The following is a 25,992-nucleotide window of genomic DNA, read 5'->3' on the forward strand; positions in this document are numbered from 1 at the left end:
CTGGCGCTACCTACTGGCGCCAGCCGCCTTGCGAGCCCCGATTCCGGGGCTCGTCTACGCTTGAAGTCATCATCCTGAAAAGCCTCGCTGCCAGGCTGTCGCCCCGGTGTGGTGAGTGCTCGTGCAGCCCGCGGCCGTGCAGCATTTCGCCGCGCTTCGTGTGGAATCCGAAACGCCTGGAAAATCAGTTTCCGTCACGGGCAATTTTTGATTGATCTGAGCGAGTCATGGTCTTAAAGTCCGCGCCCGAACGTCCATGCTGGCAACGATCCATTCGGCTCAAGTACTGACGACGAGAGGTTGTCCGGCCTGTTTCAGGCCATGCAATTCTCGGCGACATGCCTTGGGAAGTAGGCGAACCAAAGTGGGGAAACTGATCAGACGTTCCTGGCCTGGCAGCAGGCTTTCCGGTCGATTGCGAAATCGACCGCCCCCGATGTTGAACCTGTGCCCGGTTCAACTGCCCGAATCCTAGTGTTCATGGTTTAGCCATTTGGAGACCCGCATGTCGATCAAGGTCGAAGACTACTACCCACGCGAAACCTTCAACAAAATGAAGGCCTTCGCCGACCAGCAGGAAACCCCGTTCGTGGTGATCGACACCGCGATCATCAGCCAGGCCTACGACGACCTGCGCGCCGGTTTCGAATTCGCCAAGGTGTACTACGCCGTCAAGGCCAACCCGGCGATCGAGATCATCGAGCTGCTGCGCGACAAGGGCTCGAGCTTCGACATCGCCTCGATCTACGAGCTCGACAAGGTGCTGTCCGCTGGCGTCGGCCCGGAGCGCATCAGCTACGGCAACACCATCAAGAAAGCCCGCGACGTTCGCTACTTCTATGAAAAGGGCGTGCGCCTGTTCGCCACCGACTCCGAAGCCGACCTGCGCAACATCGCCAAGGCGGCGCCGGGCTCGAAGATCTACGTGCGCATCCTCACCGAGGGCTCGACCTCGGCCGACTGGCCGCTGAGCCGCAAGTTCGGCTGCCAGCCGGACATGGCCCTGGATCTGCTGATCCTCGCCAAGCAACTGGGTCTGGTGCCCTACGGCATTTCCTTCCACGTCGGTTCGCAGCAGCGTGACATCGACGTATGGGATGCGGCCATCGCCAAGGTCAAGGTGATCTTCGAGCGCCTCAAGGAAGAAGACGGCATCGAGCTGCAGATGATCAACATGGGTGGCGGCTTCCCGGCCAACTACATCACCCGTACCAACAGCCTGGAAACCTACGCCGAGGAAATCATCCGTTTCCTCAAGGAAGACTTCGGCGACCAACTGCCGGAAATCATCCTCGAGCCTGGCCGTTCGCTGATCGCCAATGCCGGCGTGCTGGTCAGTGAAGTGGTGCTGGTGGCGCGTAAGTCGCGCACCGCCGTCGAGCGCTGGGTGTACACCGATGTGGGCAAGTTCAGCGGCCTGATCGAAACCATGGACGAGTCCATCAAATTCCCGATCTGGACCGAGAAGAAGGGCGAGATGGAAGAGGTGGTGATCGCCGGCCCGACCTGCGACAGCGCCGACATCATGTACGAGCACTACAAGTACGGCCTGCCCCTGAACCTGGCCAGTGGCGACCGCCTGTACTGGTTCTCCACCGGTGCCTACACCACCAGCTACAGCGCCGTGGAATTCAATGGCTTCCCGCCGCTGAAAGCCTTCTACCTGTAAGCCCTGCTGCATCGCCAAGCGCCCGCACCCGTTGCGGGCGTTTTGCTTTCTGCGCCAGTCGGCACTGGTGCCTTGCCAGCGGGAAGTGGGCAGCGCGAGAATGCAGGCAACTCTCCGCGGTATTTAAGGATCCCCGATGCCCGATCCCGTTGCAGCCGGCCTGCGCCTGGCGCCCGATGCACTCACCCGTCCCTTCTCGCCCACGCAGTTCGCCTTCACCACCACCGATGACCTGGAGCCCTTCCGCGGTGTGCTCGGTCAGGAACGCGCCGTGCAGGCGCTGCAGTTCGGCGTGGCGATGCCGCGCCCCGGATACAACGTGTTCGTCATGGGCGAGCCGGGCACCGGCCGCTTCTCGTTCGTCAAACGCTACCTGCAGGCCGAAGGCAAGCGCCTGGAGACGCCGCCGGATCGAGTCTACGTCAACCACTTCGACGAACCCCGCGAGCCACGTGCCGTGGAGCTGGTGCCCGGTACGGCGGGCGAGTTCATCGCCGACATCAACGCGCTGATCGACAACCTGCTGGCGACCTTCCCGGCGGTGTTCGAGCACCCGTCCTTCCAGCAGAAGAAGAGTGCCATCGACCGCGCCTTCAACAAGCGCTACGACCAGGCGCTGGACGTCATCGAGCGCCTGTCCCTGGAGCGCGGCATCGCCCTGTACCGCGACAGCACCAACATCGCCTTCACGCCGATGCTCGACGGCAAGGCCCTGGACGAGGCCGAGTTCGCCCAACTGCCGGAAACCGATCGCGAGCGTTTCCACGCCGATATCGCCGCCCTGGAGGAGCGCCTCAACGAGGAGCTGGCCAGCCTGCCGCAGTGGAAGCGCGAGTCCAGCAACCAGTTGCGTCAGCTCAACGAAGAAACCATCACCGTCGCCCTGCAGCCGCTGCTGGCGCCACTGTCGGAGAAGTACGCCGAGAACGCTGGCGTGTGTGCCTACCTGCAGGCCATGCAGGTGGACCTGCTGAAAAGCGTGATCGACCTGCTGACCGAGGTGGAAAAGCCCGACGCCCAGACCCGCAAGCTGCTCGAAGAGCTGTACTGTCCGAGCCTGATCGTCGGCCACCATGTCGATGGCGGCGCGCCAGTGGTGTTCGAGCCGCACCCGACCTACGACAACCTGTTCGGCCGCATCGAGTACAACACCGATCAAGGCGCGCTCTACACCAGTTATCGGCAACTGCGCCCCGGTGCGCTGCATCGCGCCAACGGCGGTTTCCTGATCCTCGAGGCGGAGAAATTCCTCAGCGAACCGTTCGTCTGGGAGGCGCTCAAGCGCGCCCTGCAGTCGCGCAAGCTGAAGATGGAGTCGCCGCTGGCCGACCTGGGGCGCATCGCCACCGTGACCCTGAATCCGGAAACCGTACCGCTGCAGCTCAAGGTGGTGATCATCGGTTCGCGCCAGCTGTATTACGCGCTGCAGGACGCCGATCCGGACTTCCAGGAGATGTTCCGGGTGCTGGTCGACTTCGACGAGGACATCCCGCTGGCCGACGACAGCCTGGAACAGTTCGCCCAACTGATGAAGACCCGCACCACCGAGGAGGGCATGGCGCCGCTCACCGCTGCCGCGGTCGCGCGTCTGGCCACCTACAGTGCGCGCCTGGCCGAACACCAGGGGCGCCTGTCGGCACGCATCGGCGACCTGTTCCAGCTGGTCAGCGAGGCGGACTTCATCCGCAACCTGGCCGGTGAAGCGGTGACCGACGCCGATCATATCGAGCGTGCGCTGAAGGCCAAGGCCACCCGCACCGGGCGCGTCTCGGCGCGGATCATCGACGACATGCTCGCCGGCATCATCCTCATCGATACCGTCGGCGCGGCCATCGGCAAGTGCAACGGCCTGACCGTGCTGGAAGTGGGCGACTCGGCGTTCGGCGTGCCGGCGCGCATCTCCGCCACCGTTTATCCGGGCGGCTCGGGCATCGTCGACATCGAACGTGAGGTCAACCTCGGCCAGCCGATCCATTCCAAGGGCGTGATGATCCTTACCGGTTTTCTCGGCAGCCGCTACGCTCAGGAATTTCCCCTGGAAATCTCGGCGAGCATCGCCCTGGAGCAATCCTACGGCTACGTCGATGGCGACAGCGCCTCGCTCGGCGAGGTGTGTACGTTGATCTCGGCACTGTCGCGCACGCCGCTCAAGCAGTGCTTCGCCATTACCGGGTCGATCAACCAGTTCGGTGAGGTGCAGGCGGTCGGTGGCGTCAACGAGAAGATCGAAGGCTTCTTCCGCCTCTGCGAGGCCCGCGGGCTGACCGGTGAGCAGGGGGCGATCATCCCGCATTCCAACGTGTCCACCCTGATGCTCGACGAGCGTGTGCTGCAGGCCGTGCGCGCCGGGCATTTCCATATCTACGCCGTGCGCCATGTGGATGAGGCGTTGAGCCTGCTGGTCGGTGAGGATGCCGGCACGCCAAACGACAAGGGTCACTTCCCCAAGGGCAGCGTCAACGCACGGGTGGTCGAGCGCCTGCGCGAGATCGCCGAGATCGGCATGGGTGAGGAAGAAAAGCCCGAACAGGCCAAGGAAGCGCTCACCGCGGCGCTGCCGGAGAAGCCCAACAAGCCCCGGGCGAAAAAGCCGACGGCGGAGTAGGGCAGCAGGCGAGCTGATCAATCGCTGATCGGCTCGCCTGTCACCCTTGGGTCGGCAGCATACAGGTGCTTGCGCACCTGTCATGCACAAGGTTATCCACAGCTTGTGTGTATAAACCTGCCTTTGCCGGCAGGCGTTACGGGTGTAGGCTGCAGGTCTGTCTCTGCGAGGATCGCCGCCATGTCGCGTAGCCTCTGCCTGACCCGTGATTGTCTCGGCGTGACCACCCGCATCGAATGCACGGTGCTACCCCTGGCGGGGGAGCAAGGGCTGTGGACGCTGATCTGCGTTGCTGGCCTGTCTGCCCGTCAACCCTCCGCCGTCAAGGCGCAAGGCCCATTCCACGGGCCTCTGGTGGTCGAGCAACTGATCGACGACATCGCCGAAAGCCTGGCCGGCCAGGGTTACGGCACCTGCCACGAGCCCATGATCTGGCGCCTGCACGCTCAGGCGCAATTGCGCCGCTTGAACAGCGCGCGTAGCGCCTCTCGCGGCGTATCCCTGTCGTTGCCCGATAGTTGAGTGGGCTGGCCCGACGCGCCCGCGGCGCGATCCATCGATTAGCCTGCGACCCCTGGCCGCAGATCTTATCCACAATCGCCCAGGCACCGCATTCGGCCTGTTTCAGCGCTGCCGTCGACGAACCCGCCGGCTTGCCTGCGGTCGGACGCTGGGTATACTCGCTCGCCTGTTCATTACCTGTGAGAGTCCATGGAACGCTTTATCGAGAACGCGATGTACGCATCGCGCTGGCTGCTGGCCCCCATCTATTTCGGTCTGTCGCTGGGCCTGTTGGCGTTGGCCCTGAAGTTCTTCCAGGAAATCTTCCACATCCTGCCCAATATCTTCTCCATGGCCGAGGCGGATCTGATTCTGGTGCTGCTGTCGCTGGTCGACATGGCGCTGGTCGGCGGCCTGCTGGTGATGGTGATGATGTCCGGCTACGAGAACTTCGTTTCGCAGCTGGATATCGACGACAACAAGGAAAAGCTCGCCTGGCTCGGCAAGATGGACTCCAGCTCGCTGAAGATGAAGGTAGCGGCTTCCATCGTGGCGATTTCCTCGATCCACCTGCTGCGGGTGTTCATGGATGCCCGCAACCATGATCCCGAGCACCTGAAGTGGTACGTGATCATCCACATGACCTTCGTGATCTCGGCTTTCGCCATGGGTTACCTGGACAAGCTGACCAAGCACTGAGAGCCTGTTCAAGGTCTGCTGCGCGTCGGCACTGCGGCGTTAAAACAGGCTGGATTGCCAGCCCAGTCGGACTGCTCATTTACAGCTCGTAAAGTCGGGCGCGACCCCGACCGGTCCTCGCCTGTTTTTGCGGGGGCGCCTAACCCTTGCATTGCTCTAGCTCGCGAGACTTTGAACAGGCTCTGAGTCCGGCGCCCTGTGAACGCCCGGCCCTCCCCGAGAAGCGCCGGGCGTTTTGTTATCTGCGCAGCGACAATCGTATAGTGGTACCTCTTGCCTGCGAGGACATGCCATGACCTTACCCGAATTGCTGCGAGCGGCTCGCGATGGTGCGGTGAGCGAGCTCGAACTGATTTCTCTGGAAGGCGGCATCTACCTGCTGCAGATCCTCGGCGCCGAGCAGCGCGCCTACCTGCGTGACGACGCAGGGCGCAACCTGCACCTGCGCTCGGTTGAGCATGCTCGCGATCTGCTCGAAGAACTGCCGGACGTGCCGCTGTTTCTGGTGCATGCCTCGGCCTACGACGAGATGTGCGGTTTGCCGAGCGGCACCCGCGACGCCCTGCGTGTACCGGTCGGCCTGCGCAGCCGCTGGTAAGGCACGGGCGGCGGATGGAACCGTGATAGGCTAGCCGGCCTTTTTTCCTGCTAGCGGAGCGGCGACATGTCCGAACTCGATCTTTCCACTGACGAAGCGCGCGTCAGCTACGGTATTGGCCGTCAACTGGGTGGCCAACTGCGTGAAAACCCGCCACCAGGCGTGAGCCTGGATGCCGTTCTGGCTGGCCTGGCCGATGCGTTCGCCGGTCAGCAGAGCCGTGTCAGCGAAGCCGAGTTGTCGGCCAGCTTCAAGGTCATCCGCGATGTCATGCAGGCCGAAGCCAAGGCCAAGGCCGACGCGGCCGCCGGTGCCGGCCTGGCCTTCCTGGCCGAGAACGCCAAGCGCGATGGTGTCACCGTGCTGGCCTCCGGCCTGCAATACGAAGTGCTGACCGCGGGCGAGGGCGCCAAGCCATCGCGCGACGACAGTGTGCGTACTCACTACCACGGCACCCTGATCGACGGCAGCGTGTTCGACAGCTCCTACGAGCGCGGCCAACCGGCCGAATTCCCGGTGGGCGGCGTGATCGCCGGCTGGACCGAGGCCCTGCAGCTGATGGGCACCGGCAGCAAATGGCGCCTGTACGTGCCGAGCGAGCTGGCCTATGGCGCCCAGGGCGTTGGCAGCATCCCGCCGCACAGCGTGCTGGTGTTTGATGTCGAGCTGCTGGACATCCTGTAAGCGCTAAAGCTTGGGCCCTGAGGAGTCAAAAACTCCCAGGGTTCGAGCTCGCGAGCCTTCGGATAAGTGTCACGGGCGCAAGGCTCGGGCATAGCAGTACAGGAACAGGCTGCGCACCAGTTCCTTGAGGATCAGCGGCTCGCTCGAGCTCAGTTCGTGCAGATCCAGGTCACCCTGCTTACGCAGTTCGTCCAGCGCCTCTTCTTCGAGTACGGCGCAGACTTCGCCGGTTTCGCGGTGCAGGATGCGCAGGTAGGGATGAGGGCGGTCCAGCCAGGCGTCTATTAGATAAGTCATGCTCGCATCTCCCTGAGTGATTGGTAGATATGAGAATAATTCTTATTACGTTAATAGCAAGTATTAATCGCGCTTTTCGTCGAATGGTTGCCGCTACGCCTGGCTCGGAGATGTGACGGGCATGAAAAAGCCCGTCGCGGGGACGGGCTTCGGGTCATGCGGCTTTCGCTGAATCAGTGCGTGCGCGCCACGGCGAAATGGCTCAGCTCGACCAGGGCGTTGCGGTAGGCGCTGGCGGGCAGCACTTCCAGGCAGGCGATGGCGCGTTCCGCGTATTCACGGGCCAGGTTGGCGGTGTAATCCAGGGCGCCTGCCGCCTGCACGGCTTCGCGGATGCTTTCCAGGTCTTCCAGGCCGCCTTTCTGAATGGCCTTGCGTACCAGAGCGGCCTGCTCGGCGCTGCCTTCACGCATGGTATAGATCAGCGGCAGGGTCGGCTTGCCCTCGGCCAGGTCGTCACCGACGTTCTTGCCCAGCGTGGCGGCGTCACCCTTGTAGTCGAGCAGGTCATCGACCAGCTGGAAGGCAACGCCCAGATGGTCACCGAACAGGCGCAGTGCCTCGTTCTGCTCGGCGCTCGCTTCGGCCAGGGCGGCGGCGCTCTGGGTCGAAGCCTCGAAGAGCATGGCAGTCTTGCCGCGGATGACTTCCATGTAGGTTTCCTCCGTGGTGCTGGCGTCGCGAATCTTCGACAACTGCAGCACCTCGCCCTCGGCAATCACCCGGGTAGCCTTGGAGAGGATCTTCATCACCGGCATCGAGCCAAGCTCGACCATCATTTCGAACGAGCGCGAATAAAGGAAATCGCCGACCAACACGCTGGGCGCGTTGCCCCACTGCGCGTTGGCCGTGCTGCGGCCACGGCGCATGTCGGACATGTCGACCACATCGTCGTGCAGCAGGGTGGCGGTGTGCAGGAACTCGATGGTGGCAGCCAGCAGGCGCAGGCGCTCGTCGTTCAGACCCAGGGCCTTGCCACTGAGCAGAACCAACAGCGGGCGCAGGCGCTTGCCGCCAGCGGAGATGATGTAGTCGCCGATCTTCTCGACCAGCGGGACGCGGGATACCAGTTGCTGACGGATAATGCCGTCAACAGCGGTGAAATCATCCGCCACCACACTGTAAAAAGCCTGAGGTTGCATCAGCGACATATGCTCCTTTAGTAGGGACTATTGACGTTAATAGACCCTATTGGCGCGGCATGCTAGGGGGCAGGGTGGGGGCTGTCAAGGCGATGGCAGGCGGCGCTTGCGCTGTCCCGGTGGCTTGCGTACAATCGCGCACCCTGAACTTCCCCCTGGGTATTTCCCTGCCTTACGCAATTGCAAGGGTGTCCATCCGGCCCCGAGCAGCCATGCCAGCCGATACTATTCCCATAAAGCGCTGGGTGAGCAGGATCAACGGAGATTTACCATGTACGCAGTAATTGTTACTGGTGGCAAGCAATACAAAGTCACCGAAGGCGAATTCCTCAAGGTCGAGAAACTGGAGCTGGCCGCTGGCGAAGCGCTGACTTTCGACCGCGTGTTGCTGGTTGGCAACGGTGATGACGTCACCATCGGCGCTCCTGTCGTCGAAGGCGCCAAGGTATCGGCTGAAGTCGTTTCGCAAGGTCGTCACGATAAAGTCACCATCATCAAGTTCCGTCGTCGTAAGCACCACATGAAGCGTCAGGGCCACCGTCAGTGGTTCACTGAGATCAAAATCACCGGTATTCAGGCCTGATTCATTTCGCTTGAACCCTTTATAGGAGTATTGAACTCATGGCACACAAAAAAGCTGGCGGTAGTACCCGCAACGGTCGCGACTCAGAAGCCAAACGCCTTGGCGTGAAGATGTATGGCGGCCAGAAAATCGTTCCTGGCAACATCATCGTGCGTCAGCGCGGCACCCAGTTCCACGCTGGTTACGGCGTTGGCATGGGCAAGGATCACACCCTGTTCGCCAAGATCGAAGGCGTGATCAAGTTCGAAGTAAAAGGTGCCTTCGGTCGCCGTTACGTAAGCGTCGTCGCGGCCTAATCGCGAAGTTGCTGGAAAAGCCCCGTCCTGCGACGGGGCTTTTTTGTTTCTGTATCCTGTTGCGCTCGCTTCGTCCGATTCGAATGCCGCACGCGCACCGTGTGGGTTCTTGCCAAACTGTCCTGGGTTGACGCGGGTGGTTTCAGGGCAATTTCGCAAGCACCCGGTGTTTCCTGTTTCAGTGACCCGCGATTATGGCGGGAGGTGTACCCATGAAATTCGTCGATGAAGTATCGATTTCTGTAAAGGCCGGCGATGGTGGCAACGGCATGATGAGCTTCCGTCGCGAGAAGTTCATCGAAAACGGTGGCCCCAACGGTGGTGATGGTGGCGACGGTGGCTCGATCTACATCGAGGCCATGGCCAACCTCAATACCCTGGTGGACTACCGCTACACCCGGCGTTTCCAGGCGCCCAATGGGGAGAAGGGCGGCAGCACCGACTGCACCGGGGCCAAGGGCGAAGACCTGGTCCTGCCGGTACCGATCGGCACCACGGTCATCGATGCCGGTACCCAGGAAGTGATTGGCGACCTGACCAAGGCTGGGCAGCGCCTGATGGTGGCCCAGGGGGGCTGGCATGGCCTGGGCAATACCCGCTTCAAATCCAGTACCAACCGTGCGCCACGCCAGACTACCCCCGGCAAGCCGGGTGAGGCGCGTGACCTCAAGCTCGAATTGAAGGTACTGGCGGACGTCGGTCTGCTCGGTTTGCCGAACGCGGGCAAGAGCACCTTCATTCGCTCGGTGTCGGCGGCCAAGCCGAAGGTCGCCGATTACCCGTTCACCACGCTGGTGCCGAATCTGGGTGTGGTCAGCGTCGACCGCTACAAGAGTTTCGTGGTCGCCGACATTCCCGGGCTGATCGAAGGTGCCTCCGAAGGTGCTGGGCTGGGGATTCGCTTCCTCAAGCACCTGGCGCGTACGCGCTTGCTGCTGCACCTCGTCGACATGGCGCCGCTGGATCTGACCGATCCGGCCGAGGCCGCGGCCACCATCGTCGCCGAGCTGACCAAGTTCAGCCCGGCACTGGCTGATCGTGAGCGCTGGCTGGTGCTCAACAAGGCCGACCAGATCCTCGATGAGGAGAAGGCGCAGCGCGTCGCCGAGATCGTTGCGTGCCTCGACTGGGAAGGCCCCGTCTACGTGGTTTCCGCCCTGGCGCGCGAAGGCACCGAGCAGCTCTGCTACGACATCATGGATTTCCTCGAGGCACGCGCCGAGCGCATCCAGGAGAACCCCGAGTATGCCGCCGAGCTTGCCGAGCTCGATCAGCGCATCGAAGATGAAGCGCGTGCTCAGCTGCAGGCGCTGGACGACAAGCGTGCGCTACGCCGCTCTGGCGTGCGGGCCGTGGGCGACGTCGATGAGGACGACAGCTTCTGGGACGAGGAAGACGAAGAGGACGGCCCGGAGATCATTTACGTCCGGGATTGATGGGACGACAGACGCCGCTTTTTAGCGGCGTTTTTGTAGGTTTGGCCGTTGCTGCTGGTGATGGCTTGCGAAAATGTGCTTCTGGCTGGGGTTGGAAAACATGCGTGACAAGGTGAGTGGTGCGCAGCGCTGGGTAGTGAAGATCGGCAGTGCCTTGCTGACCGCCGATGGCAAGGGGCTGGATCGCGGCGCCATGGCGGTGTGGGTCGAGCAGATGGTGGCGCTGCGGGCGCAGGGCGTCGAGCTGGTGCTGGTATCGTCCGGCGCGGTGGCGGCGGGGATGAGCCGCCTTGGCTGGACGGCGCGGCCGAGCGCCATCCACGAGCTGCAGGCGGCTGCGGCGATCGGCCAGATGGGCCTGGTGCAGGCCTGGGAGTCGAGCTTCGGCGAGCATGGTCGGCGCACCGCGCAGATCCTGCTCACTCACGATGACCTGTCAGACCGCAAGCGTTACCTGAATGCGCGCAGCACCCTGCGTACCCTGGTCGAGCTCGACGTGGTGCCGGTGATCAACGAGAACGACACCGTGGTCACCGACGGTATCCGTTTCGGCGACAACGACACTCTGGCCGCGCTGGTGGCCAATCTGGTCGAGGCGGATCTGCTGGTGATCCTCACCGACCGTGACGGCATGTTCGATGCCGATCCGCGCAACAACCCTGACGCCCAGCTGATTCACGAAGCGCGCGCTGACGATCCGGCTCTGGATGCGGTGGCCGGTGGTGTGGGTGGCGCGCTTGGTCGCGGTGGCATGCAGACCAAACTGCGCGCAGCGCGCCTGGCGGCCCGTTCCGGGGCACACACGGTGATCGTTGGTGGCGCCATCGAGCAGGTGCTGGCGCGCCTCAAGGCGGGTGAGCTGCTCGGCACCCTGCTGGTGCCCGAGCGCGGCATGCTGGCAGCGCGCAAGCAATGGCTGGCCGGCCACCTGCAGACCCGCGGCACCCTGGTGCTGGACGATGGTGCGGTGAAGGCGCTGGTTTCCGATCGCAAGAGCCTGCTGCCGGTCGGCGTCAAGGCCGTGCAAGGCAGCTTCCGTCGCGGCGAAATGGTGGTCTGCGTGGCGGCGGATGGTCGAGAAGTGGCCCGCGGTCTGGTCAACTACAGTGCCCTGGAGGCGCAGAAGATCATCGGTCGTCCGTCGGACGAGATCGAGCGACTGCTCGGTTACGTCGACGAGCCGGAGCTGGTGCACCGCGATAATCTGATTCTGGTTTAGGGGCCGCTGCAGGCTGCAGGCTGCAAGCGAAAAGCGAAGAGCGGTTCTGTCGGTATCCATCGAAGGGGGGCGTATGAAGGCAAGATGGCTGGGCTTGCTGTGTCTTTTGCCGCTGTGGGTGTCTGCCGAGGAAATCGGCCAGGTCTCCACGGTATTCAAGTGGCTCGGCCCGAACGACAAGATCGTCGTCGAGGCCTTCGACGATCCCAAGGTGGCAGGCGTGACCTGCTACCTGTCGCGCGCCAAGACCGGTGGCGTGAAGGGCGGCCTCGGCCTGGCCGAAGACCGCGCCGAAGCCTCGATCGCCTGCCGCCAGGTCGGGCCGATCAGCTTTGCCGGCGACCTGAAGGATGGCGAGGAAGTATTCCGCGAGCGTACCTCGCTGGTGTTCAAGACCATGCAGGTCGTGCGCTTCTTCGATCGGAAGCGCAACACCCTGGTTTACCTCGTATACAGCGACCGCATCATCGAGGGCAGCCCACAGAATGCGGTGACAGCCATCCCGATTCTGCCCTGGCCGCAGGGTAACTGAGGCGGCGGTCGCTGTTCGGGCAGGCTCGTCAGTGGGGCTGCTTCGCTGTGCCTGGGCAATTCGGGAAGCGTATTTGTGTGGCTCCGCTGGTTTGATGTCGCCTTTGCAGCTTTGTGAAGCCTGTAGGCGTTCAGGCAGACTGGCTCGTGTGTGGATTGTCGGCTGGGGCATCAGTGCTCGCGCGGAGAAGGGTTGATGCGAAGGCCGGTACTTTTCTCCGGGCAATAAAAAACCGGCCCTGGGGCCGGTTTTTCATGAAGCGGTACGCTTAGGCAGCAGCTTGGCTGAGTGCCTTGACGTGACCGTTCAGGCGGCTCTTGTGGCGAGCGGCCTTGTTCTTGTGGATGATGCCCTTGTCGGCCATACGGTCGATGACAGGCACAGCCAGCGTGTAAGCAGCTTGTGCTTTCTCGTGGTCCTTGGCGTCGATAGCCTTGACTACGTTCTTGATGTAGGTACGAACCATGGAGCGCAGGCTGGCGTTATGGCTACGACGCTTCTCAGCCTGTTTTGCGCGTTTTTTGGCAGAAGGTGTATTGGCCACCGTCAAGCTCCTCGAAAACTATGGGGTTACTGACAAATAAGGCCGCGAATCATGAAGGCGAGCGCGGCACTTGTCAAGGTCGATACTGCGTCAGTCGTCGCAGGGCGGATAACACGAAGGATGCTTTATCGCGCCAGCGATTCTACACTCCCGGCCGCACTGGCGCCTTCGCACCTTCACGGGCTGGCGCGGTCTGTTGCTGGCGCGTGACGCGCGCGCCGAAAACGATCCAGTAAACGCCGATTGAGCATCCCTGCCGAATGAATCTTCTCAAGTCGCTGGCCGCGGTCAGTTCCATCACCATGTTGTCGCGGGTTCTGGGTTTCGTGCGCGACACCATCATGGCCCGGATCTTCGGTGCGGGTATCGCCTCGGATGCCTTCGTGGTGGCCTTCAAACTGCCCAACCTGCTGCGCCGCATCTTCGCCGAGGGGGCGTTCTCCCAGGCCTTCGTGCCGATCCTGGCAGAATACAAGACGCAGAAGGGCGAGGAGGCGACGCGTACCTTCGTCGCCTACGTGGCCGGACAGCTGACGCTGATCCTGGCGCTGGTGACCCTGCTCGGCGTACTGGCTGCGCCCTGGATCGTCTGGGCCTCGGCGCCGGGTTTCAGCGATAACCCGGAGCGCTTCGAGCTGACCAGCGATCTGCTGCGGGTGACCTTTCCTTATATTCTGCTGATCTCCCTGTCGTCCTTCGCCAGCGCGCTGCTCAATACCTGGAACCGTTTTGCAGTACCGGCTTTCGTGCCGACCCTGCTCAACGTCAGCATGATCATCTTCGCGCTGTTCCTGACCCCGTATTTCGACCCGCCGATCATGGCCATGGGCTGGGCGGTGCTGGTTGGCGGCCTGTTGCAGCTGCTCTATCAATTGCCGCACCTGCGCAAGATCGGCCTGCTGGTGCTGCCGCGCCTGAACCTGCGCGACAGTGGCGTGTGGCGTGTGCTGCGGCAGATGGGCCCGGCGATTCTCGGCGTATCGGTGGCGCAGATCTCGCTGATCATCAACACCATCTTCGCCTCCTTTCTGGTCGCAGGCTCCGTGTCATGGATGTACTACGCCGACCGTCTGATGGAACTGCCGTCCGGCGTTCTGGGGGTCGCCCTGGGCACCATTCTGCTGCCATCGCTGGCCAAGACTCATGCCGCCGAGGACCCGGCCGCCTACTCGAAACTGCTCGACTGGGGGCTACGCCTGTGCGTCCTGTTGGCGCTGCCCTGCGCCCTGGCGCTGGCGCTGCTGGCCGAGCCGCTGGTGGTGTCGCTGTTCCAGTACGGTAACTTCACTGCCACCGACGCCGAGATGACTCAGCGTGCCTTGCTGGCCTATTCACTGGGGCTGTTGGGCATGCTGCTGGTCAAGGTGCTGGCGCCGGCCTTCTATGCGCGCCAGGACATTCGCACGCCAGTACGCATCGCCATGTTCACCCTGCTGATGACCCAGGTGATGAACGTGCTGTTCATCTTCGTCATCCCCTTGGCCCATGCCGGCCTTGCCCTGTCCATCGGCCTGGCTGCCTGCCTGAATGCCGGGATGCTGTTCTGGAAGCTGCGCGCCCGCGGTTTCTACCAGCCGCAACCGGGTTGGGGGATGTTCGCCAGCAAGCTGCTGGCGGCGCTGCTGGTGATGATCGTGGTGCTGACCGGCATGCTCTGGCTGATGCCGGCGTGGAGCGACGGCAACATGCTGGCTCGCCTGCTGCGCCTGGGCGCGTTGGTGGCCGCTGGTGCGCTGAGCTATTTCGCGGTGCTGGGCATCCTTGGTTTCCGCCTGCGCGACTTCTCCCGGCGCTCGGTGGCCTGAGCCGCCGCCGTGTTGACGACCGGCGCCTGTAACAGAGCGCCGTATCCGCTACCCGGCGCCAGCCGCTGTGCGTATAATTGGCCACTTTGTGAGCAAGAAGCGCGTTATGCAGCTGGTTCGAGGCCTTCATAATCTGCGGCCCCAGCATCGGGGCTGTGTCGCCACCATCGGTAATTTCGACGGCGTTCACCGTGGCCACCAGGCGATTCTGGCGCGTTTGCGTGAGCGTGCGGCAGAGCTGGGCGTGCCGAGCTGCGTAGTGCTGTTCGAGCCGCAGCCGCGTGAATACTTCGACCCCGAAGGCGCGCCGGCACGTCTCAGCCGCCTGCGTGACAAGCTCGCCCTGCTGGCTGCCGAAGGCGTCGACCGGGTGCTGTGCCTGACCTTCAACCCGCGTTTGCGTGAGTTGAGCGCCGCTGAGTTCGTGCAGCACGTGCTGGTCGACGGGCTCGGCGTGCTGCATCTGGAGGTGGGCGACGATTTTCGTTTCGGTTGCGACCGCGCCGGTGACTTCGCCTTTCTGGCCGAGGCCGCGCAGCGTGAAGGCTTCAGCGTTGAAGCGGCCAAGACCGTGGTGATCGACGGGCAGCGGGTGAGCAGCACGCGAGTACGCGAGGCCCTGGCCAGCGGTGACTTCACCGTCGCCGAAGGCATGCTCGGCCGGCCCTTCCGCATCGTCGGGCGAGTGCTGCATGGCCAGAAACTGGGCCGTCAGCTCAATGCACCGACCGCCAACGTGCAGCTCAAACGCAAGCGTGCACCGCTGACCGGGGTGTATCTGGTCAGCGTCGAGATAGATGGCCAGCCATGGCCGGGCGTCGCCAACATTGGTGTGCGCCCCAGCGTGGCCGGTGACGGAAGCGCCCACCTCGAGGTGCACCTGCTGGATTTTGCCGGTGACCTGTATGGCCGGCGTTTGACGGTGGCTTTCCACCACAAGCTGCGCGATGAGCAGCGTTTCGCCTCGCTCGAGGCATTGAAGACGGCCATTGCGGCCGACATTGCCGCTGCCCGCGACCATTGGCAGCGCCAACCGCTGATGAAGAGCCCGACATGACCGATTACAAAGCCACGCTGAACCTGCCCGATACTCCCTTCCCGATGAAGGCTGGCCTGCCGCAACGCGAGCCGCAGACCCTGCAGCGCTGGATTGATATTGGTCTGTACGAAAAGCTGCGCAAGGCCGGTGAAGGCCGCCCGAAATTCGTGCTGCACGACGGCCCGCCCTATGCCAACGGCAGCATCCATATCGGTCACGCGCTGAACAAGATCCTCAAGGACATCATCACCCGTTCCAAGACCCTGGCCGGCTATGACGCGCCGTATGTGCCGGGTTGGGATTGCCATGGCCTGCCGATCGAGCACAAGGTCGAGACCACCTTTGGCAAGAACCAGCCGGCCGACCTGACCCGCGAGCGTTGCCGCACTTACGCGGCCGAGCAGGTCGAGGAGCAGAAGGCCAACTTCATTCGCCTCGGTGTGCTGGGTGACTGGAACAATCCGTACCTGACCATGAATTTCGCCAACGAGGCCGGCGAGATCCGCGCCCTGGCAGAAATGGTCAAGAACGGCTTCGTGTTCAAGGGCCTCAAGCCGGTCAACTTCTGCTTCGACTGTGGCTCGGCCCTGGCCGAGGCCGAGGTCGAGTACCAGGACAAGAAGTCCGAAGCCATCGACGTGGCGTTCCCGGTCGAGGAAGCCGACAAGCTGGCCGCCGCCTTCGGTCTGGCCAGCCTGAGCAAGCCGACCGCCATCGTCATCTGGACCACCACGCCGTGGACCATTCCGGCCAACCAGGCACTGAACGTGCACCCGGAATTCACCTACGCGCTGGTGGACGTGGGCGATCGCCTGCTGCTGCTCGCCGAGGAAATGGTCGAGAGCTGCCTGCAGCGCTTCGGCCTCGAAGGCCAGGTCGTCGCCACCGCCCAGGGCTCGGCGCTGGAACTGATCAACTTCCGTCATCCGTTCTATGACCGCCTGTCGCCGCTGTACCTGGCCGAGTACGTCGAGCTGGGCGCCGGTACCGGTGTCGTCCACTCCGCGCCGGCCTACGGCGAGGACGACTTCCAGAGCTGCAAACGCTACGGCATGAGCAACGACGAAATCCTCAACCCGGTGCAGAGCAACGGCGTGTACGTCGACTCGCTGCCGTTCTTCGGCGGCCAGTTCATCTGGAAGGCCACGCCGGCCATCGTCGCCAAGCTCGAAGAAGTGGGGGCGCTGCTCAAGCACGCCACCATCAGCCACAGCTACATGCACTGCTGGCGCCACAAGACGCCGTTGATCTACCGCGCCACCGCGCAGTGGTTCGTTGGCATGGATAGCAAACCGAAGGAGGGCGGCACCCTGCGTGAGCGCTCCCTGGCAGCCATCGAAGACACCAAGTTCGTTCCGGCCTGGGGGCAGGCGCGCCTGCACAGCATGATCGCCGGGCGTCCGGACTGGTGCATCTCGCGTCAGCGCAACTGGGGCGTGCCGATCCCGTTCTTCACCCATAAGGAGAGCGGCGAGCTGCACCCGCGCACCGTCGAGCTGATGGAAGAAGTCGCCAAGCGCGTCGAGCAAGAGGGCATCGAAGCCTGGTTCAAGCTGGACGCCGCCGAGCTGCTCGGTGCCGAAGCCGACCAGTACGACAAGAGCCGCGACACCCTGGACGTGTGGTTCGACTCCGGCACCACCCACTGGCACGTGCTGCGCGGCTCCCATGCCGAGCTGGCGCACACCAGCGGCCCGGTTGCCGATCTGTACCTGGAAGGCTCCGACCAGCACCGCGGCTGGTTCCATTCCTCGCTGCTGACCGGCTGCGCCATCGATGGCCATGCACCGTACAAGGAGCTGCTGACCCACGGCTTCACCGTCGACGAGCAGGGCCGCAAGCAGTCCAAATCCCTCGGCAATGTGGTCGCGCCGCAGAAGGTCATCGACAGCATGGGCGCCGACATCCTGCGCCTGTGGGTCGCCTCCACCGACTACTCTGGCGAGATGGCGGTTTCCGACCAGATCCTGCAGCGCAGCGCCGATGCCTACCGGCGCATCCGCAACACCGCGCGCTTCATGCTGGCCAACCTCAATGGCTTCAATCCCGCCACCGACCTGCTGCCGGCCGAGCAGATGCTCGATCTGGATCGCTGGGCCGTCGATGCCGCTGCGCGCCTGCAGGACGAGCTGACCGAGGCCTACGGTGAGTACCGTTTCTGGAACGTGTATTCCAAGGTGCACAACTTCTGCGTGCAGGAGCTGGGCGGCTTCTACCTGGACATCATCAAGGACCGTCAGTACACCACCGCGCCGGACAGCGTTGCCCGCCGTTCCTGCCAGAGCGCGCTGTTCCACATCTGCGAGGCGCTGGTGCGCTGGATCGCCCCGGTGCTGGCTTTCACCGCCGAGGAAATCTGGCAATTCCTGCCGGGCGAGCGCGCCGAGTCAGTGATGCTGGCAACCTGGTACGAGAACCTGGCCCGCCTGCCGGAAAGCTTCGAACTGGACAACGCCTATTGGGAGCGCGTCATGGCGGTCAAGGGCGCGGTCAACAAGGAGTTGGAAAACCTGCGCGCGAGCAAGGCCATCGGTGCCAGCCTGCAGGCCGAAGTCACGCTGTTCGGTGACGACGCCCTGCGTTATGACCTGGCCAAGCTCGGTGACGAACTGCGCTTCGCGCTGATCACCTCCGCTGCCGCCACCGCACCGCTGAGCGATGCACCGGCCGATGCCGTGGTCACCGAGGTCGAAGGCCTGAAGCTGAAGATCGTCAAGTCTGCCCACGCCAAGTGCGGCCGTTGCTGGCACCTGCGCGCCGATGTCGGTACGCACGCCGAGCATCCGGAACTTTGCGGCCGCTGCATCAGCAACATCGAAGGTTCGGGCGAGGTGCGCCACCATGCGTAAGGCTTTTGTCCGCTGCCTGGAGATGCAGCCATGAGCGCGCGTTTCGGCAAACTCGGCTGGGTGTGGCTCAGCATCGTGGTGTTTGTGGTCGATCAGGTCACCAAGTACTGGTTCGACAACAACCTGCAGATGTACGAGCGCATCACCGTCATTCCCGACTACTTCAGCTGGACGCTGGCCTACAACACCGGCGCTGCCTTCAGCTTCCTGGCCGGCGCGTCCGGCTGGCAGCGCTGGCTGTTCACCCTGATCGCCGTGGTGGTCAGCGTGATTTTGGTGGTGTGGATGAAGCGCCTGAAGTCCGACGAAACCTGGCTGGCCGTCGGCCTGGCCCTGGTGCTCGGCGGCGCCCTGGGCAACCTGGTGGACCGCGTGGTGTTCGGCCACGTCGTCGACTTCATCCTGGTGCACTGGGAGAACCGCTGGTACTTCCCGGCCTTCAACCTGGCCGACAGCGCGATCACCGTCGGTGCCGTGTTGCTGGCGCTGGACATGTTCAAGAGCAAGAAGCCTGAAGAAGAGGTGGCACGTGACTGACGTACGTATCGGCCCGGACCGGCAGGTGACCCTGCATTTCGCGCTGAAGCTGGATAACGGCGATGTGGTCGACAGCACCGAAGGCAAAGCTCCGGCCACCTTCAAGGTCGGCGACGGTAACCTGCTACCGGGGTTCGAGGCGGCCCTGTATGGCTTCAAGGCCGGCGACAAGCGCAGCCTGGCCGTCGAGCCCGAGCAGGGCTTCGGCCAGCACAACCCGCAAAACGTGCAGGTGATGCCGCGCTCCCAGTTTCAGGACATGGAGTTGTCGGAAGGGCTGCTGGTGATCTTCAACGACGCCGCCAATACCGAGCTGCCAGGCGTGGTCAAGGCGTTCGACGACACCCAGGTGACCATCGATTTCAACCACCCGCTGGCCGGCAAGACGCTGACCTTCGATGTCGAGATCATTGAGGTCAAAGCCGTCTAGGCAGTGTAGGATGAGGGCCTTGTCGCCCGCTAAAACGGAGGCCGCACCATGAGCGTACAGCGTTCCCCCATCGTGTCGGAGTTCGAGACTCAGGAATTGGCGGACAGCCACGACGGCTGGTTTCGCCGCAAGGTCGCGGAATCTCTCGCGGACTCTCGCGGTGTGGTTGCTCATGATCAGGTGATGGCCGATGTCGAGGCCGTCATCAGCGAGGCAGAGGCACGGCGGCGGAGTAAGGGTTGATGCTGCCGATCGTCTGGCGCGCCACTGCCAGGGACGATCTTTTGCAGATCATTCGCTACATCGCCGATGAAGACCCCAAGGCTGCCAGGCAGCTAAAAGAGCGACTGGAGTCGGTTGTGCTGCCGTTGGCCGAGCATCCCTATCTGTATCGTTTTGGTCGGGTGCCCGGAACACGCGAGCTGATCGCTCATCCAAACTACATTCTGGTTTACCGAGTAGCCGCTGACGCTGTGGAAGTGGTGAATGTTCTTCATGCTCGCCAACAGTATCCTTGAGCCCCTGTTCGGCGCCGCGCAATCGAGACCACCATCATGCATATCAAACTCGCCAATCCCCGCGGTTTCTGCGCCGGTGTCGACCGCGCCATCGAGATCGTCAATCGCGCCCTCGAGGTGTTCGGCCCGCCGATCTACGTGCGCCATGAAGTGGTGCACAACAAGTTCGTGGTCGAGGACCTGCGCAACCGTGGCGCGGTGTTCGTCGAAGAACTGGACCAGGTGCCCGATGACGTGATCGTCATCTTCAGCGCCCACGGCGTGTCCCAGGCGGTGCGCAACGAAGCCGCCAACCGCGGCCTGAAAGTGTTCGACGCCACCTGCCCGCTGGTCACCAAGGTACACCTGGAAGTGGTGCGCTACAGCCGCGATGGCCGCGAGTGCATTCTCATCGGCCATGAAGGCCACCCGGAAGTCGAAGGCACCATGGGCCAATACGACGCCAGCAATGGCGGCGCGATCTACTTGGTCGAAGACGAAGAAGACGTCGCCACGCTGCAGGTACGCGATCCCGACAACCTGGCCTTCGTCACCCAGACCACCTTGTCGATGGACGACACCAGCAAGGTCATCGACGCCCTGCGCGCGCGCTTCCCGAACATCGGCGGGCCGCGCAAGGACGACATCTGCTACGCCACCCAGAACCGCCAGGATGCGGTCAAGCAACTGGCCGACGAGTGCGACGTCCTGCTGGTGGTCGGCAGCCCGAACAGTTCCAACTCCAATCGCCTGCGTGAGCTGGCCGAGCGCATGGGCACTCCGGCCTACCTGATAGACGGCGCCGAAGACCTCAAGCGCGAGTGGTTCGAGGGAGCCAAGGGCGTCGGCATCACGGCCGGCGCCTCGGCTCCGGAAGTACTGGTGCGTGGCGTGATCGACAAGCTCGGCGAGTGGGGCGCCAGCAACGTCCAGGAGCTGGACGGCCGGCCGGAGAATGTAACGTTCTCCATGCCCAAGGAGCTGCGGCTCAAAGCGGTTTAGCACGGCTGTCGACTGCGTCCTGCGGGTTGGCGCCAGACGCAGATCGGGGCTCGGCGTACTCAGTGGGGCGTAGCGTCGAGACAGTGGATCGCCAGCTTGTGCATGGCCGCCAGCCAGTTTGAATGACTCGGGCCACTGCCCTGTCGGACCTGCGTCGCTCATCGAGTGCTTTCTAGCAAGATTCCACCAGCTTGCGGCTCTGGCAGGCAATTTTCCGCTAGCTGATTGCGTTCGTGGGCGGCTTCTGATGCTCTACATAGGGCTCTTGGCTTGCTGGCACAGCATCTGCAAAGGAATGCACTCAGTGCCCGTCGTGGCGTACAACTATAATGACAAGCGTGAGGTTCCGTCATGGAAAGCACCAGCACGTGGTCTGCCTCTGTGCCTACAGGCACTGCATCCCGGCGCATTTACTCGATCTTCAACGTCATGGTCAGGCAAGCTGGCTGGACGGTGCGACCGTTCTCTCCCTGCAATCAGCCTATGATCAGGTGCTCGCCCACCGACATGATCGCGTACATAAATCCGATGACCATTTATAGATGCTGATTGCATCGGCGCACAGGTATCGCTCAGGGAAGGGCGTCTGTAGGTACATGTATCAATTTGTTTCAATTAAGGGATGGCAGTCCATCTGCGTACTTCGATAGTCGCGAAATATATACTTTTTTGCTTTTCTGCCGCTTGAAATCAAGGTGAAACAGTAATTCTCCAAACTGCAATGTGTATTTAATTGACTGGGGAGGCGCGGACGTCTGGCTATTCAAACGATTTGCTAGTGGAATTAATAATTATCCGAATTAAGTGTTTTTTTACCGGTTTATTTCTTGCTGAAGCGAGCGTTACACTGTTGGCGTCAATATCCGGTCTTCGTCGGAGGCCTTGCAGCAGAGCGCGTGGAGCTTGTTTAAGTGGTATCGCATAGTTCGGTTTTTCGGGGCCATTCGTATCGGGTGAATGGATTAAAAAGACCAGCGGTATGGCATTACGTCGGAGCGCTATTTTTTTAAACCCCCATTGAACTGATCCTTTTAGGAGTAGTCATTACTTCGGGTAAAAGCAAAAGCGTTCCAAAGGTGGTTATCGATTGCAGCCGCGCGTTGCGAGATTCCCGCCGAAAAAATAATCATAATGTCGATACTGTTCGCTCTTCGAAAGTTAGCGGCTGAGAGGCGTATTGTCTGTTCGACCTGCCTCTTGAGAATGTGCCGCGTATCGGCGGGAACTGTGAGAGGCTTTTTGATGATCGAAACAATCTCCCATTGCCAGGAGCCATGCAGGTGTCTAAGTGACACTCTGAAATTGGGCGTTTCCATGCCGGCCATCAGTCAGAATGTCGATATTCTCGTTTGCGGGGAAACCGGCACGGGAAAAGACATGCTGGCGCAACTCATCCATAAACACTCTGGACGCTCTGGTGCCTTTGTAGGACTCAACTGCGCAGCCATCCCGGAATCGCTCGCTGAAAGCCAGCTCTTCGGTGCCGCCAGCGGTGCCTATACCGGGGCTTTGCGCGCGCGGTCGGGTTATATAGAGGCCTCCGACAAGGGCACCTTGTACCTGGATGAGATCGACAGCATGCCCCTGGCGCTGCAGGCCAAGCTCCTGCGTGTTCTGGAAGAGCGCGGCGTGGGTCGGCTAGGCAGTACGGACTCCATTGCCCTCGATCTGAGAGTCATCGCCTCCGCCCAGCGGCCATTGGCGAAGTTGGTGAAACAAGGACGTTTCCGCAGTGATCTGTTCTTTCGTCTTAATGCCGTGACTGTTCGACTTCCCCCATTGCGCGAGCGGCGCGGCGAAATATTGCCATTGTTCGAAAGTTTCGCGCGCAAGGCTGCAACCCGACTTAAGCGAGAGGTGCCCGTTCTCGAGGCTCCCGTTGCGATGCTACTACTCGGTCATTCCTGGCCCGGTAATGTTCGTGAATTGCAGTCGGCGGCCAAACGTTTTGTGATGGGCTTCTCGTTGCTGAGCCCTGGTGCGTTGGCAATGGAACATGTTCGCACTCATAGCGGTTTGAGAGTGCAGATGAAACGAATTGAAAAAGCACTTATCACCGATGCTTTACACCGTCACGGAGGGCGCCTGGACGCCGTTGCCAAAGAGCTTAGTGTTCCCAAGCGAACGCTGCATTTTCGTATCAGGGAACTGGCGTGTGCCAGCGGTGCGCTCAAGGAACATTCACTCAAGGGTTGACTAACCGCATAGGTAATATTCCAGTGGTCGGGGATGAAGTATGGAGTCCGCTCTAGATCTGTTGGTGCTCGAAAATGGAATTTCGAGTTTGGACGTATTAGGACAGAGTATTTCCGAGTTGGGTATTGATGTACTGCTGTTGGGGGAAACGGGCACTGGCAAGGATACCGTTGCGCGACATCTACACAAGCTTTCAAGGCCCAAGGGGCCCTTCGTCGCGGTGAATTGCGCGGCCATCCCGGAAACCTTGTTCGAGAGCGAACTGTTCGGTGTCAGTGCCGGGGCGTTCACCGGGGCGGATCGGGACCGCAGCGGCTACTTCGAAGCGGCACACAGGGGCACGCTTTATCTCGACGAGATCGACAGCATGCCCCTCAATCTGCAGGTCAAGCTGCTGAGGGTTTTGGAGAGCCGCCAGGTTGAGCGCTTGGGATCGACCCGAGCCATACCTCTGGATATTGGCGTTGTGGCCTCCGCGCAGCGTTCTCTCGACCTGCTGATGGAAGGGGGGTTGTTTCGTCGCGATCTGTATTACCGGCTCAGTGTGATGAGTCTCAGCCTGCCGCCGTTGCGTCAGCGTCCCAGCCATGTCGTGTCGGCTTTCAGGCATTTCGTTGCCACCGCCGAGGTCGAGCTCAACATGCCTGCCCCGGCGCTCGATGAGCGGGTCGAAGAGCTGCTGCTCAACCACGGTTGGCCTGGCAATTACCGCGAGCTCAAATCCGCGGCTCGACGCCACGTGCTCGGCATGCCTCTGATCGACGACGACCCGGACGACTCCTCGGAAACTGGCCTCAAGAACCAGTTGCGGCTGATCGAGAAGACCCTCATCCAGCAGTCGCTGAAGCGCAATGACCACTGCATTGCCGCCGTCACCAGTGAGCTGGATATCCCCCGCCGTACCCTCTACCAGCGGATGAAGGATCTCGATGTATGAAGGGCCATTGCCCGGAAAAGTTCGCCGCGCTGGTGGAACCGATTGGCTTACCGACGCCACCCAGGCTGTACAACGATAAACGTTGTGACCACCTACAGAGGATAGACGCCATGTCTCTTACCGGTATCCAGAACCTTTTCAACAACGGGCTGCAGAATTTCAATGAGTTCGGCTCGCGTCAGGACGGCGCGAACGCGCTTCGTAATGCCAGTACCAACAACAAGACACTCGATGAAACGGTCAAGCAGGGGGAGCTGGATGACCAGGCCGGCGCCCAGCGCAAGGCGGTCGTAAGCGAGGCCGCGCGCAAGAACGCCGATGTCGCCGCCGCCGACGGTATCAAGTCGATGGCGCAGGACACGGCCAACAAGAGCATCAGTTCCGCCATTACCGCCGGCAAGGGTATCCAGTACTGAGACCTCTGCCGAGGCACGTGACTGCCTATTCATCTTAATGGGGGCGTAGAGCCGATATGAACATGATAAGCAACAACCTGGCCCTGGATACCAGTAACCGGGTGGGTTTCTCCGACAGATCCATGGGCCAGAACCAGACGCAGAGTCTGGACGACGTCATCAAGAAACTGGTGCAACTGCTGATGAAGGCCGGCGGAGGCGACTCCGGTCTCGGGCAGATGGTCAACGACAAGCTCGGCGGCCAGGGTGGCCAGGGTGGCGGTCTAGGCGGGCCGGGTGGTGGCCTGGGTGGTGCCGGTGGGCAAGGCGGTGACCTGCAGCAACTGCTGACCAAGCTGCTGGAGCAACTTATCGGTGAGAAGCTCGGCAAGGATTTCGGCCAGTCGCAGTCGCCAGGAGGCGGCTGTGGCGGTGGCGGTGGCGCGCCTGGTATGGGCCAGCAGGGCGGCTCCAACCTGATGGACCAGGTGCTCAGCGGCCTGGCCAAGTCCTCCCTGGATGGCATGCTCAAGCCTGAAAGTGGTGGGGAAGGCTCGACGTTCGAGCAGAAAGACGCCGGCATGATGATGGATGTCGCCAAGTTCATGGACGCCAACCCCAAGCAGTTTCCACCGCCGGATGCCGGTTCCTGGGGCAAGGAGCTGATCGAGAACAAACACCTCGACAAAGGCGAGACCGAGGCGTTCAAGTCGGCCATCGGCATGATCGGCCAGCAACTCGATGCGCGGTCTGCCGGGCAGGTGCCTGGCGGTGGCATGGGGCAGGGCGCGCAGTCGACGCAGGATTCGCTGGGCGGTAACGGCGGACTGGGCAGCCCGTCGGGGGCACCGTCCCAGGCCGGTGGCGACATCCTCAAGCAACTGAGCGAGGCGATTGGCGGCGTGATGGGCGAGCTGCAAAACCTCAGCAAGAAGCTCGACATGCAGAGCCTTGGTCAGGGGGCGGCAGAAGCGGCCAACTCGATCGTCAATCAGATGTTGCCCGGCGGTGGCAGGCAGCAGGTCTGATCGACACTTCGCAGGCTCCATACAGGGATGCATGGAGCCGAACTCATGACGGCGTCGCGTTGCGCACGCCGAGCCAGCACTGGAGATTTGCCCAATGAGTATCATGGCAATCGATGACCTCAACAAGGTCGCCAAAAAGGGTGGGATTGAGCTCGAACAGGGGTTGGTCAACGAACCTTCCAGGGCGGACATCGAACTGTTCGCCTCGCTGATGCATGACCGTGATGCCGACGAACCGACCCGTAGCGGGGCCTTCCTGGCCGAGGCGGTGGGCGGACGCATGGGTTCGCTGGAGCAGCTGACCCAGGATGCCAAACGGGGTATGAAAGAGGTGATCAACGTCAACGATCCCTCGTCGATCGCCGACGTGAGCAGGGCTCTGTCTCGCTATTCGCTGGAGATGGCGGTGACTACCAAAGTCATAGGCAAGGGTGGTCAGGCCCTCGAAAAACTCACCAACATGCAATAGGCC

Annotated in this window: 27 protein-coding genes; 24 read left to right on the forward strand and 3 right to left on the reverse strand. The window is 62.1% G+C overall.

All coding sequences use genetic code 11. The features are described from left to right. Nucleotides 1–505 precede the first annotated feature (505 nt). From BVH03_RS04255 to BVH03_RS04280, 6 genes are all read left to right on the forward strand, one after another. The gene (locus BVH03_RS04255; protein ID WP_075931569.1) at nt 506–1,669 is read left to right on the forward strand and encodes a type III PLP-dependent enzyme; all 1,164 of its coding nucleotides are present in this window, start codon (nt 506–508) and stop codon (nt 1,667–1,669) included. 136 nt (nt 1,670–1,805) lie between these two features. Beyond that, nucleotides 1,806–4,274 (forward strand): Lon protease family protein, encoded by a 2,469-nt coding sequence (locus BVH03_RS04260; RefSeq protein ID WP_075960016.1) that lies wholly within the window; start codon nt 1,806–1,808, stop codon nt 4,272–4,274. 180 nt (nt 4,275–4,454) lie between these two features. Then, complete coding sequence (locus BVH03_RS04265; protein ID WP_075960017.1) at nt 4,455–4,796, forward strand: hypothetical protein; 342 nt, start codon at nt 4,455–4,457, stop codon at nt 4,794–4,796. 189 nt (nt 4,797–4,985) lie between these two features. Then, nucleotides 4,986–5,474: a TIGR00645 family protein gene (locus BVH03_RS04270; protein WP_075931572.1), complete on the forward strand. Its 489-nt coding sequence runs from the start codon at nt 4,986–4,988 to the stop codon at nt 5,472–5,474. A gap of 292 nt (nt 5,475–5,766) precedes the next feature. Beyond that, nucleotides 5,767–6,072, forward strand: coding sequence for a DUF6482 family protein (locus BVH03_RS04275; protein WP_075931573.1), 306 nt, complete (start codon nt 5,767–5,769; stop codon nt 6,070–6,072). A gap of 66 nt (nt 6,073–6,138) precedes the next feature. Next, the gene (locus BVH03_RS04280) at nt 6,139–6,756 is read left to right on the forward strand and encodes an FKBP-type peptidyl-prolyl cis-trans isomerase (protein ID WP_075960018.1); all 618 of its coding nucleotides are present in this window, start codon (nt 6,139–6,141) and stop codon (nt 6,754–6,756) included. A 69-nt stretch (nt 6,757–6,825) separates the two neighbouring features. Here BVH03_RS04280 and BVH03_RS04285 read toward each other — a convergent pair whose 3' ends face one another. Further along, a complete protein-coding gene (locus BVH03_RS04285) occupies nt 6,826–7,053 on the reverse strand; it encodes a hypothetical protein (RefSeq protein WP_070887188.1) in 228 nt (75 codons plus the stop codon). Nucleotides 7,054–7,226: 173 nt separating this feature from the next. After that, entirely contained in the window at nt 7,227–8,195 is a 969-nt protein-coding gene (locus BVH03_RS04290) for a polyprenyl synthetase family protein (protein ID WP_075960128.1), read from the reverse strand. A 271-nt stretch (nt 8,196–8,466) separates the two neighbouring features. Between BVH03_RS04290 and rplU the strand changes: the two genes are divergently transcribed. The 5 genes from rplU (at nt 8,467) to BVH03_RS04315 (ending at nt 12,261) form a co-directional block, all read left to right on the forward strand. Next, nucleotides 8,467–8,778, forward strand: coding sequence for a 50S ribosomal protein L21 (rplU, locus tag BVH03_RS04295; RefSeq protein WP_013789840.1), 312 nt, complete (start codon nt 8,467–8,469; stop codon nt 8,776–8,778). A gap of 38 nt (nt 8,779–8,816) precedes the next feature. Further along, on the forward strand, nt 8,817–9,074 hold the full coding sequence (gene rpmA, locus BVH03_RS04300) for a 50S ribosomal protein L27 (RefSeq protein ID WP_013789841.1): 258 nt from the start codon (nt 8,817–8,819) through the stop codon (nt 9,072–9,074). Nucleotides 9,075–9,286: 212 nt separating this feature from the next. After that, a complete protein-coding gene (cgtA, locus tag BVH03_RS04305) occupies nt 9,287–10,510 on the forward strand; it encodes an Obg family GTPase CgtA (protein ID WP_075960019.1) in 1,224 nt (407 codons plus the stop codon). A 100-nt stretch (nt 10,511–10,610) separates the two neighbouring features. Next, nucleotides 10,611–11,729 (forward strand): glutamate 5-kinase, encoded by a 1,119-nt coding sequence (gene proB / locus BVH03_RS04310; protein ID WP_075960129.1) that lies wholly within the window; start codon nt 10,611–10,613, stop codon nt 11,727–11,729. A gap of 73 nt (nt 11,730–11,802) precedes the next feature. Continuing rightward, entirely contained in the window at nt 11,803–12,261 is a 459-nt protein-coding gene (locus tag BVH03_RS04315) for a CreA family protein (protein WP_075960020.1), read from the forward strand. A gap of 268 nt (nt 12,262–12,529) precedes the next feature. On the opposite strand, the gene rpsT is transcribed toward BVH03_RS04315, so the two are convergent. After that, nucleotides 12,530–12,805, reverse strand: a complete 276-nt coding sequence (gene rpsT / locus BVH03_RS04320; RefSeq protein ID WP_075931577.1) for a 30S ribosomal protein S20 — start codon at nt 12,803–12,805, stop codon at nt 12,530–12,532. Between the two features lie 260 nt (nt 12,806–13,065). Here rpsT and murJ point away from each other — a divergent pair, with 260 nt between their 5' ends. The 13 genes from murJ (at nt 13,066) to sctI (ending at nt 25,989) form a co-directional block, all read left to right on the forward strand. After that, nucleotides 13,066–14,610: a murein biosynthesis integral membrane protein MurJ gene (murJ, locus tag BVH03_RS04325; protein ID WP_075960021.1), complete on the forward strand. Its 1,545-nt coding sequence runs from the start codon at nt 13,066–13,068 to the stop codon at nt 14,608–14,610. Between the two features lie 106 nt (nt 14,611–14,716). Next, nucleotides 14,717–15,667, forward strand: coding sequence for a bifunctional riboflavin kinase/FAD synthetase (ribF, locus tag BVH03_RS04330; RefSeq protein WP_075960022.1), 951 nt, complete (start codon nt 14,717–14,719; stop codon nt 15,665–15,667). Next, nucleotides 15,664–18,498 (forward strand): isoleucine--tRNA ligase, encoded by a 2,835-nt coding sequence (gene ileS / locus BVH03_RS04335; protein ID WP_075960023.1) that lies wholly within the window; start codon nt 15,664–15,666, stop codon nt 18,496–18,498. Before ribF ends, ileS begins: the two co-directional genes overlap by 4 nt. Before the next feature lie 30 nt (nt 18,499–18,528). Continuing rightward, entirely contained in the window at nt 18,529–19,035 is a 507-nt protein-coding gene (gene lspA, locus BVH03_RS04340) for a signal peptidase II (protein WP_075960024.1), read from the forward strand. Further along, a complete protein-coding gene (locus tag BVH03_RS04345) occupies nt 19,028–19,465 on the forward strand; it encodes a peptidylprolyl isomerase (protein ID WP_075960025.1) in 438 nt (145 codons plus the stop codon). The genes lspA and BVH03_RS04345 overlap by 8 nt, the downstream gene beginning before the upstream one ends. A 48-nt stretch (nt 19,466–19,513) precedes the next feature. Continuing rightward, complete coding sequence (locus tag BVH03_RS04350) at nt 19,514–19,708, forward strand: stability determinant (protein WP_075960026.1); 195 nt, start codon at nt 19,514–19,516, stop codon at nt 19,706–19,708. Continuing rightward, nucleotides 19,708–19,983 carry a type II toxin-antitoxin system RelE/ParE family toxin gene (locus tag BVH03_RS04355; RefSeq protein ID WP_075960027.1) on the forward strand — a complete coding sequence of 92 codons (276 nt, stop codon included), beginning with the start codon at nt 19,708–19,710 and terminating at the stop codon, nt 19,981–19,983. Before BVH03_RS04350 ends, BVH03_RS04355 begins: the two co-directional genes overlap by 1 nt. Nucleotides 19,984–20,019: 36 nt before the next feature. After that, nucleotides 20,020–20,964 carry a 4-hydroxy-3-methylbut-2-enyl diphosphate reductase gene (gene ispH / locus BVH03_RS04360; protein WP_075960028.1) on the forward strand — a complete coding sequence of 315 codons (945 nt, stop codon included), beginning with the start codon at nt 20,020–20,022 and terminating at the stop codon, nt 20,962–20,964. A 1,314-nt stretch (nt 20,965–22,278) separates the two neighbouring features. After that, the gene (locus BVH03_RS04370) at nt 22,279–23,160 is read left to right on the forward strand and encodes a sigma 54-interacting transcriptional regulator (RefSeq protein ID WP_075960030.1); all 882 of its coding nucleotides are present in this window, start codon (nt 22,279–22,281) and stop codon (nt 23,158–23,160) included. A 40-nt stretch (nt 23,161–23,200) separates the two neighbouring features. Then, nucleotides 23,201–24,097, forward strand: coding sequence for a sigma 54-interacting transcriptional regulator (locus BVH03_RS04375; protein WP_075960031.1), 897 nt, complete (start codon nt 23,201–23,203; stop codon nt 24,095–24,097). Further along, nucleotides 24,094–24,513, forward strand: coding sequence for a hypothetical protein (locus tag BVH03_RS04380; RefSeq protein WP_143485890.1), 420 nt, complete (start codon nt 24,094–24,096; stop codon nt 24,511–24,513). Before BVH03_RS04375 ends, BVH03_RS04380 begins: the two co-directional genes overlap by 4 nt. Nucleotides 24,514–24,569: 56 nt before the next feature. Beyond that, nucleotides 24,570–25,520: a hypothetical protein gene (locus BVH03_RS04385; RefSeq protein ID WP_075960033.1), complete on the forward strand. Its 951-nt coding sequence runs from the start codon at nt 24,570–24,572 to the stop codon at nt 25,518–25,520. Nucleotides 25,521–25,623: 103 nt separating this feature from the next. Then, a complete protein-coding gene (gene sctI / locus BVH03_RS04390) occupies nt 25,624–25,989 on the forward strand; it encodes a type III secretion system inner rod subunit SctI (RefSeq protein ID WP_143485891.1) in 366 nt (121 codons plus the stop codon). Nucleotides 25,990–25,992: the final 3 nt, after the last annotated feature.

The organism is Pseudomonas sp. PA15(2017), assembly GCF_001945395.1.
GTDB lineage: Bacteria > Pseudomonadota > Gammaproteobacteria > Pseudomonadales > Pseudomonadaceae > Aquipseudomonas.

Coding starts and splice junctions, on each gene's coding strand:
- BVH03_RS04255 (WP_075931569.1), top strand. CDS start 506: ATGTCGATCAAGGTCGAAGACTACTACCCACGCGAAACCTTCAACAAA.
- BVH03_RS04260 (WP_075960016.1), top strand. CDS start 1,806: ATGCCCGATCCCGTTGCAGCCGGCCTGCGCCTGGCGCCCGATGCACTC.
- BVH03_RS04265 (WP_075960017.1), top strand. CDS start 4,455: ATGTCGCGTAGCCTCTGCCTGACCCGTGATTGTCTCGGCGTGACCACC.
- BVH03_RS04270 (WP_075931572.1), top strand. CDS start 4,986: ATGGAACGCTTTATCGAGAACGCGATGTACGCATCGCGCTGGCTGCTG.
- BVH03_RS04275 (WP_075931573.1), top strand. CDS start 5,767: ATGACCTTACCCGAATTGCTGCGAGCGGCTCGCGATGGTGCGGTGAGC.
- BVH03_RS04280 (WP_075960018.1), top strand. CDS start 6,139: ATGTCCGAACTCGATCTTTCCACTGACGAAGCGCGCGTCAGCTACGGT.
- BVH03_RS04285 (WP_070887188.1), bottom strand. CDS start 7,053: ATGACTTATCTAATAGACGCCTGGCTGGACCGCCCTCATCCCTACCTG.
- BVH03_RS04290 (WP_075960128.1), bottom strand. CDS start 8,195: ATGCAACCTCAGGCTTTTTACAGTGTGGTGGCGGATGATTTCACCGCT.
- rplU (WP_013789840.1), top strand. CDS start 8,467: ATGTACGCAGTAATTGTTACTGGTGGCAAGCAATACAAAGTCACCGAA.
- rpmA (WP_013789841.1), top strand. CDS start 8,817: ATGGCACACAAAAAAGCTGGCGGTAGTACCCGCAACGGTCGCGACTCA.
- cgtA (WP_075960019.1), top strand. CDS start 9,287: ATGAAATTCGTCGATGAAGTATCGATTTCTGTAAAGGCCGGCGATGGT.
- proB (WP_075960129.1), top strand. CDS start 10,611: ATGCGTGACAAGGTGAGTGGTGCGCAGCGCTGGGTAGTGAAGATCGGC.
- BVH03_RS04315 (WP_075960020.1), top strand. CDS start 11,803: ATGAAGGCAAGATGGCTGGGCTTGCTGTGTCTTTTGCCGCTGTGGGTG.
- murJ (WP_075960021.1), top strand. CDS start 13,066: ATGAATCTTCTCAAGTCGCTGGCCGCGGTCAGTTCCATCACCATGTTG.
- ribF (WP_075960022.1), top strand. CDS start 14,717: ATGCAGCTGGTTCGAGGCCTTCATAATCTGCGGCCCCAGCATCGGGGC.
- ileS (WP_075960023.1), top strand. CDS start 15,664: ATGACCGATTACAAAGCCACGCTGAACCTGCCCGATACTCCCTTCCCG.
- lspA (WP_075960024.1), top strand. CDS start 18,529: ATGAGCGCGCGTTTCGGCAAACTCGGCTGGGTGTGGCTCAGCATCGTG.
- BVH03_RS04350 (WP_075960026.1), top strand. CDS start 19,514: ATGAGCGTACAGCGTTCCCCCATCGTGTCGGAGTTCGAGACTCAGGAA.
- BVH03_RS04355 (WP_075960027.1), top strand. CDS start 19,708: ATGCTGCCGATCGTCTGGCGCGCCACTGCCAGGGACGATCTTTTGCAG.
- ispH (WP_075960028.1), top strand. CDS start 20,020: ATGCATATCAAACTCGCCAATCCCCGCGGTTTCTGCGCCGGTGTCGAC.
- BVH03_RS04370 (WP_075960030.1), top strand. CDS start 22,279: ATGCCGGCCATCAGTCAGAATGTCGATATTCTCGTTTGCGGGGAAACC.
- BVH03_RS04375 (WP_075960031.1), top strand. CDS start 23,201: ATGGAGTCCGCTCTAGATCTGTTGGTGCTCGAAAATGGAATTTCGAGT.
- BVH03_RS04380 (WP_143485890.1), top strand. CDS start 24,094: ATGAAGGGCCATTGCCCGGAAAAGTTCGCCGCGCTGGTGGAACCGATT.
- BVH03_RS04385 (WP_075960033.1), top strand. CDS start 24,570: ATGAACATGATAAGCAACAACCTGGCCCTGGATACCAGTAACCGGGTG.
- sctI (WP_143485891.1), top strand. CDS start 25,624: ATGGCAATCGATGACCTCAACAAGGTCGCCAAAAAGGGTGGGATTGAG.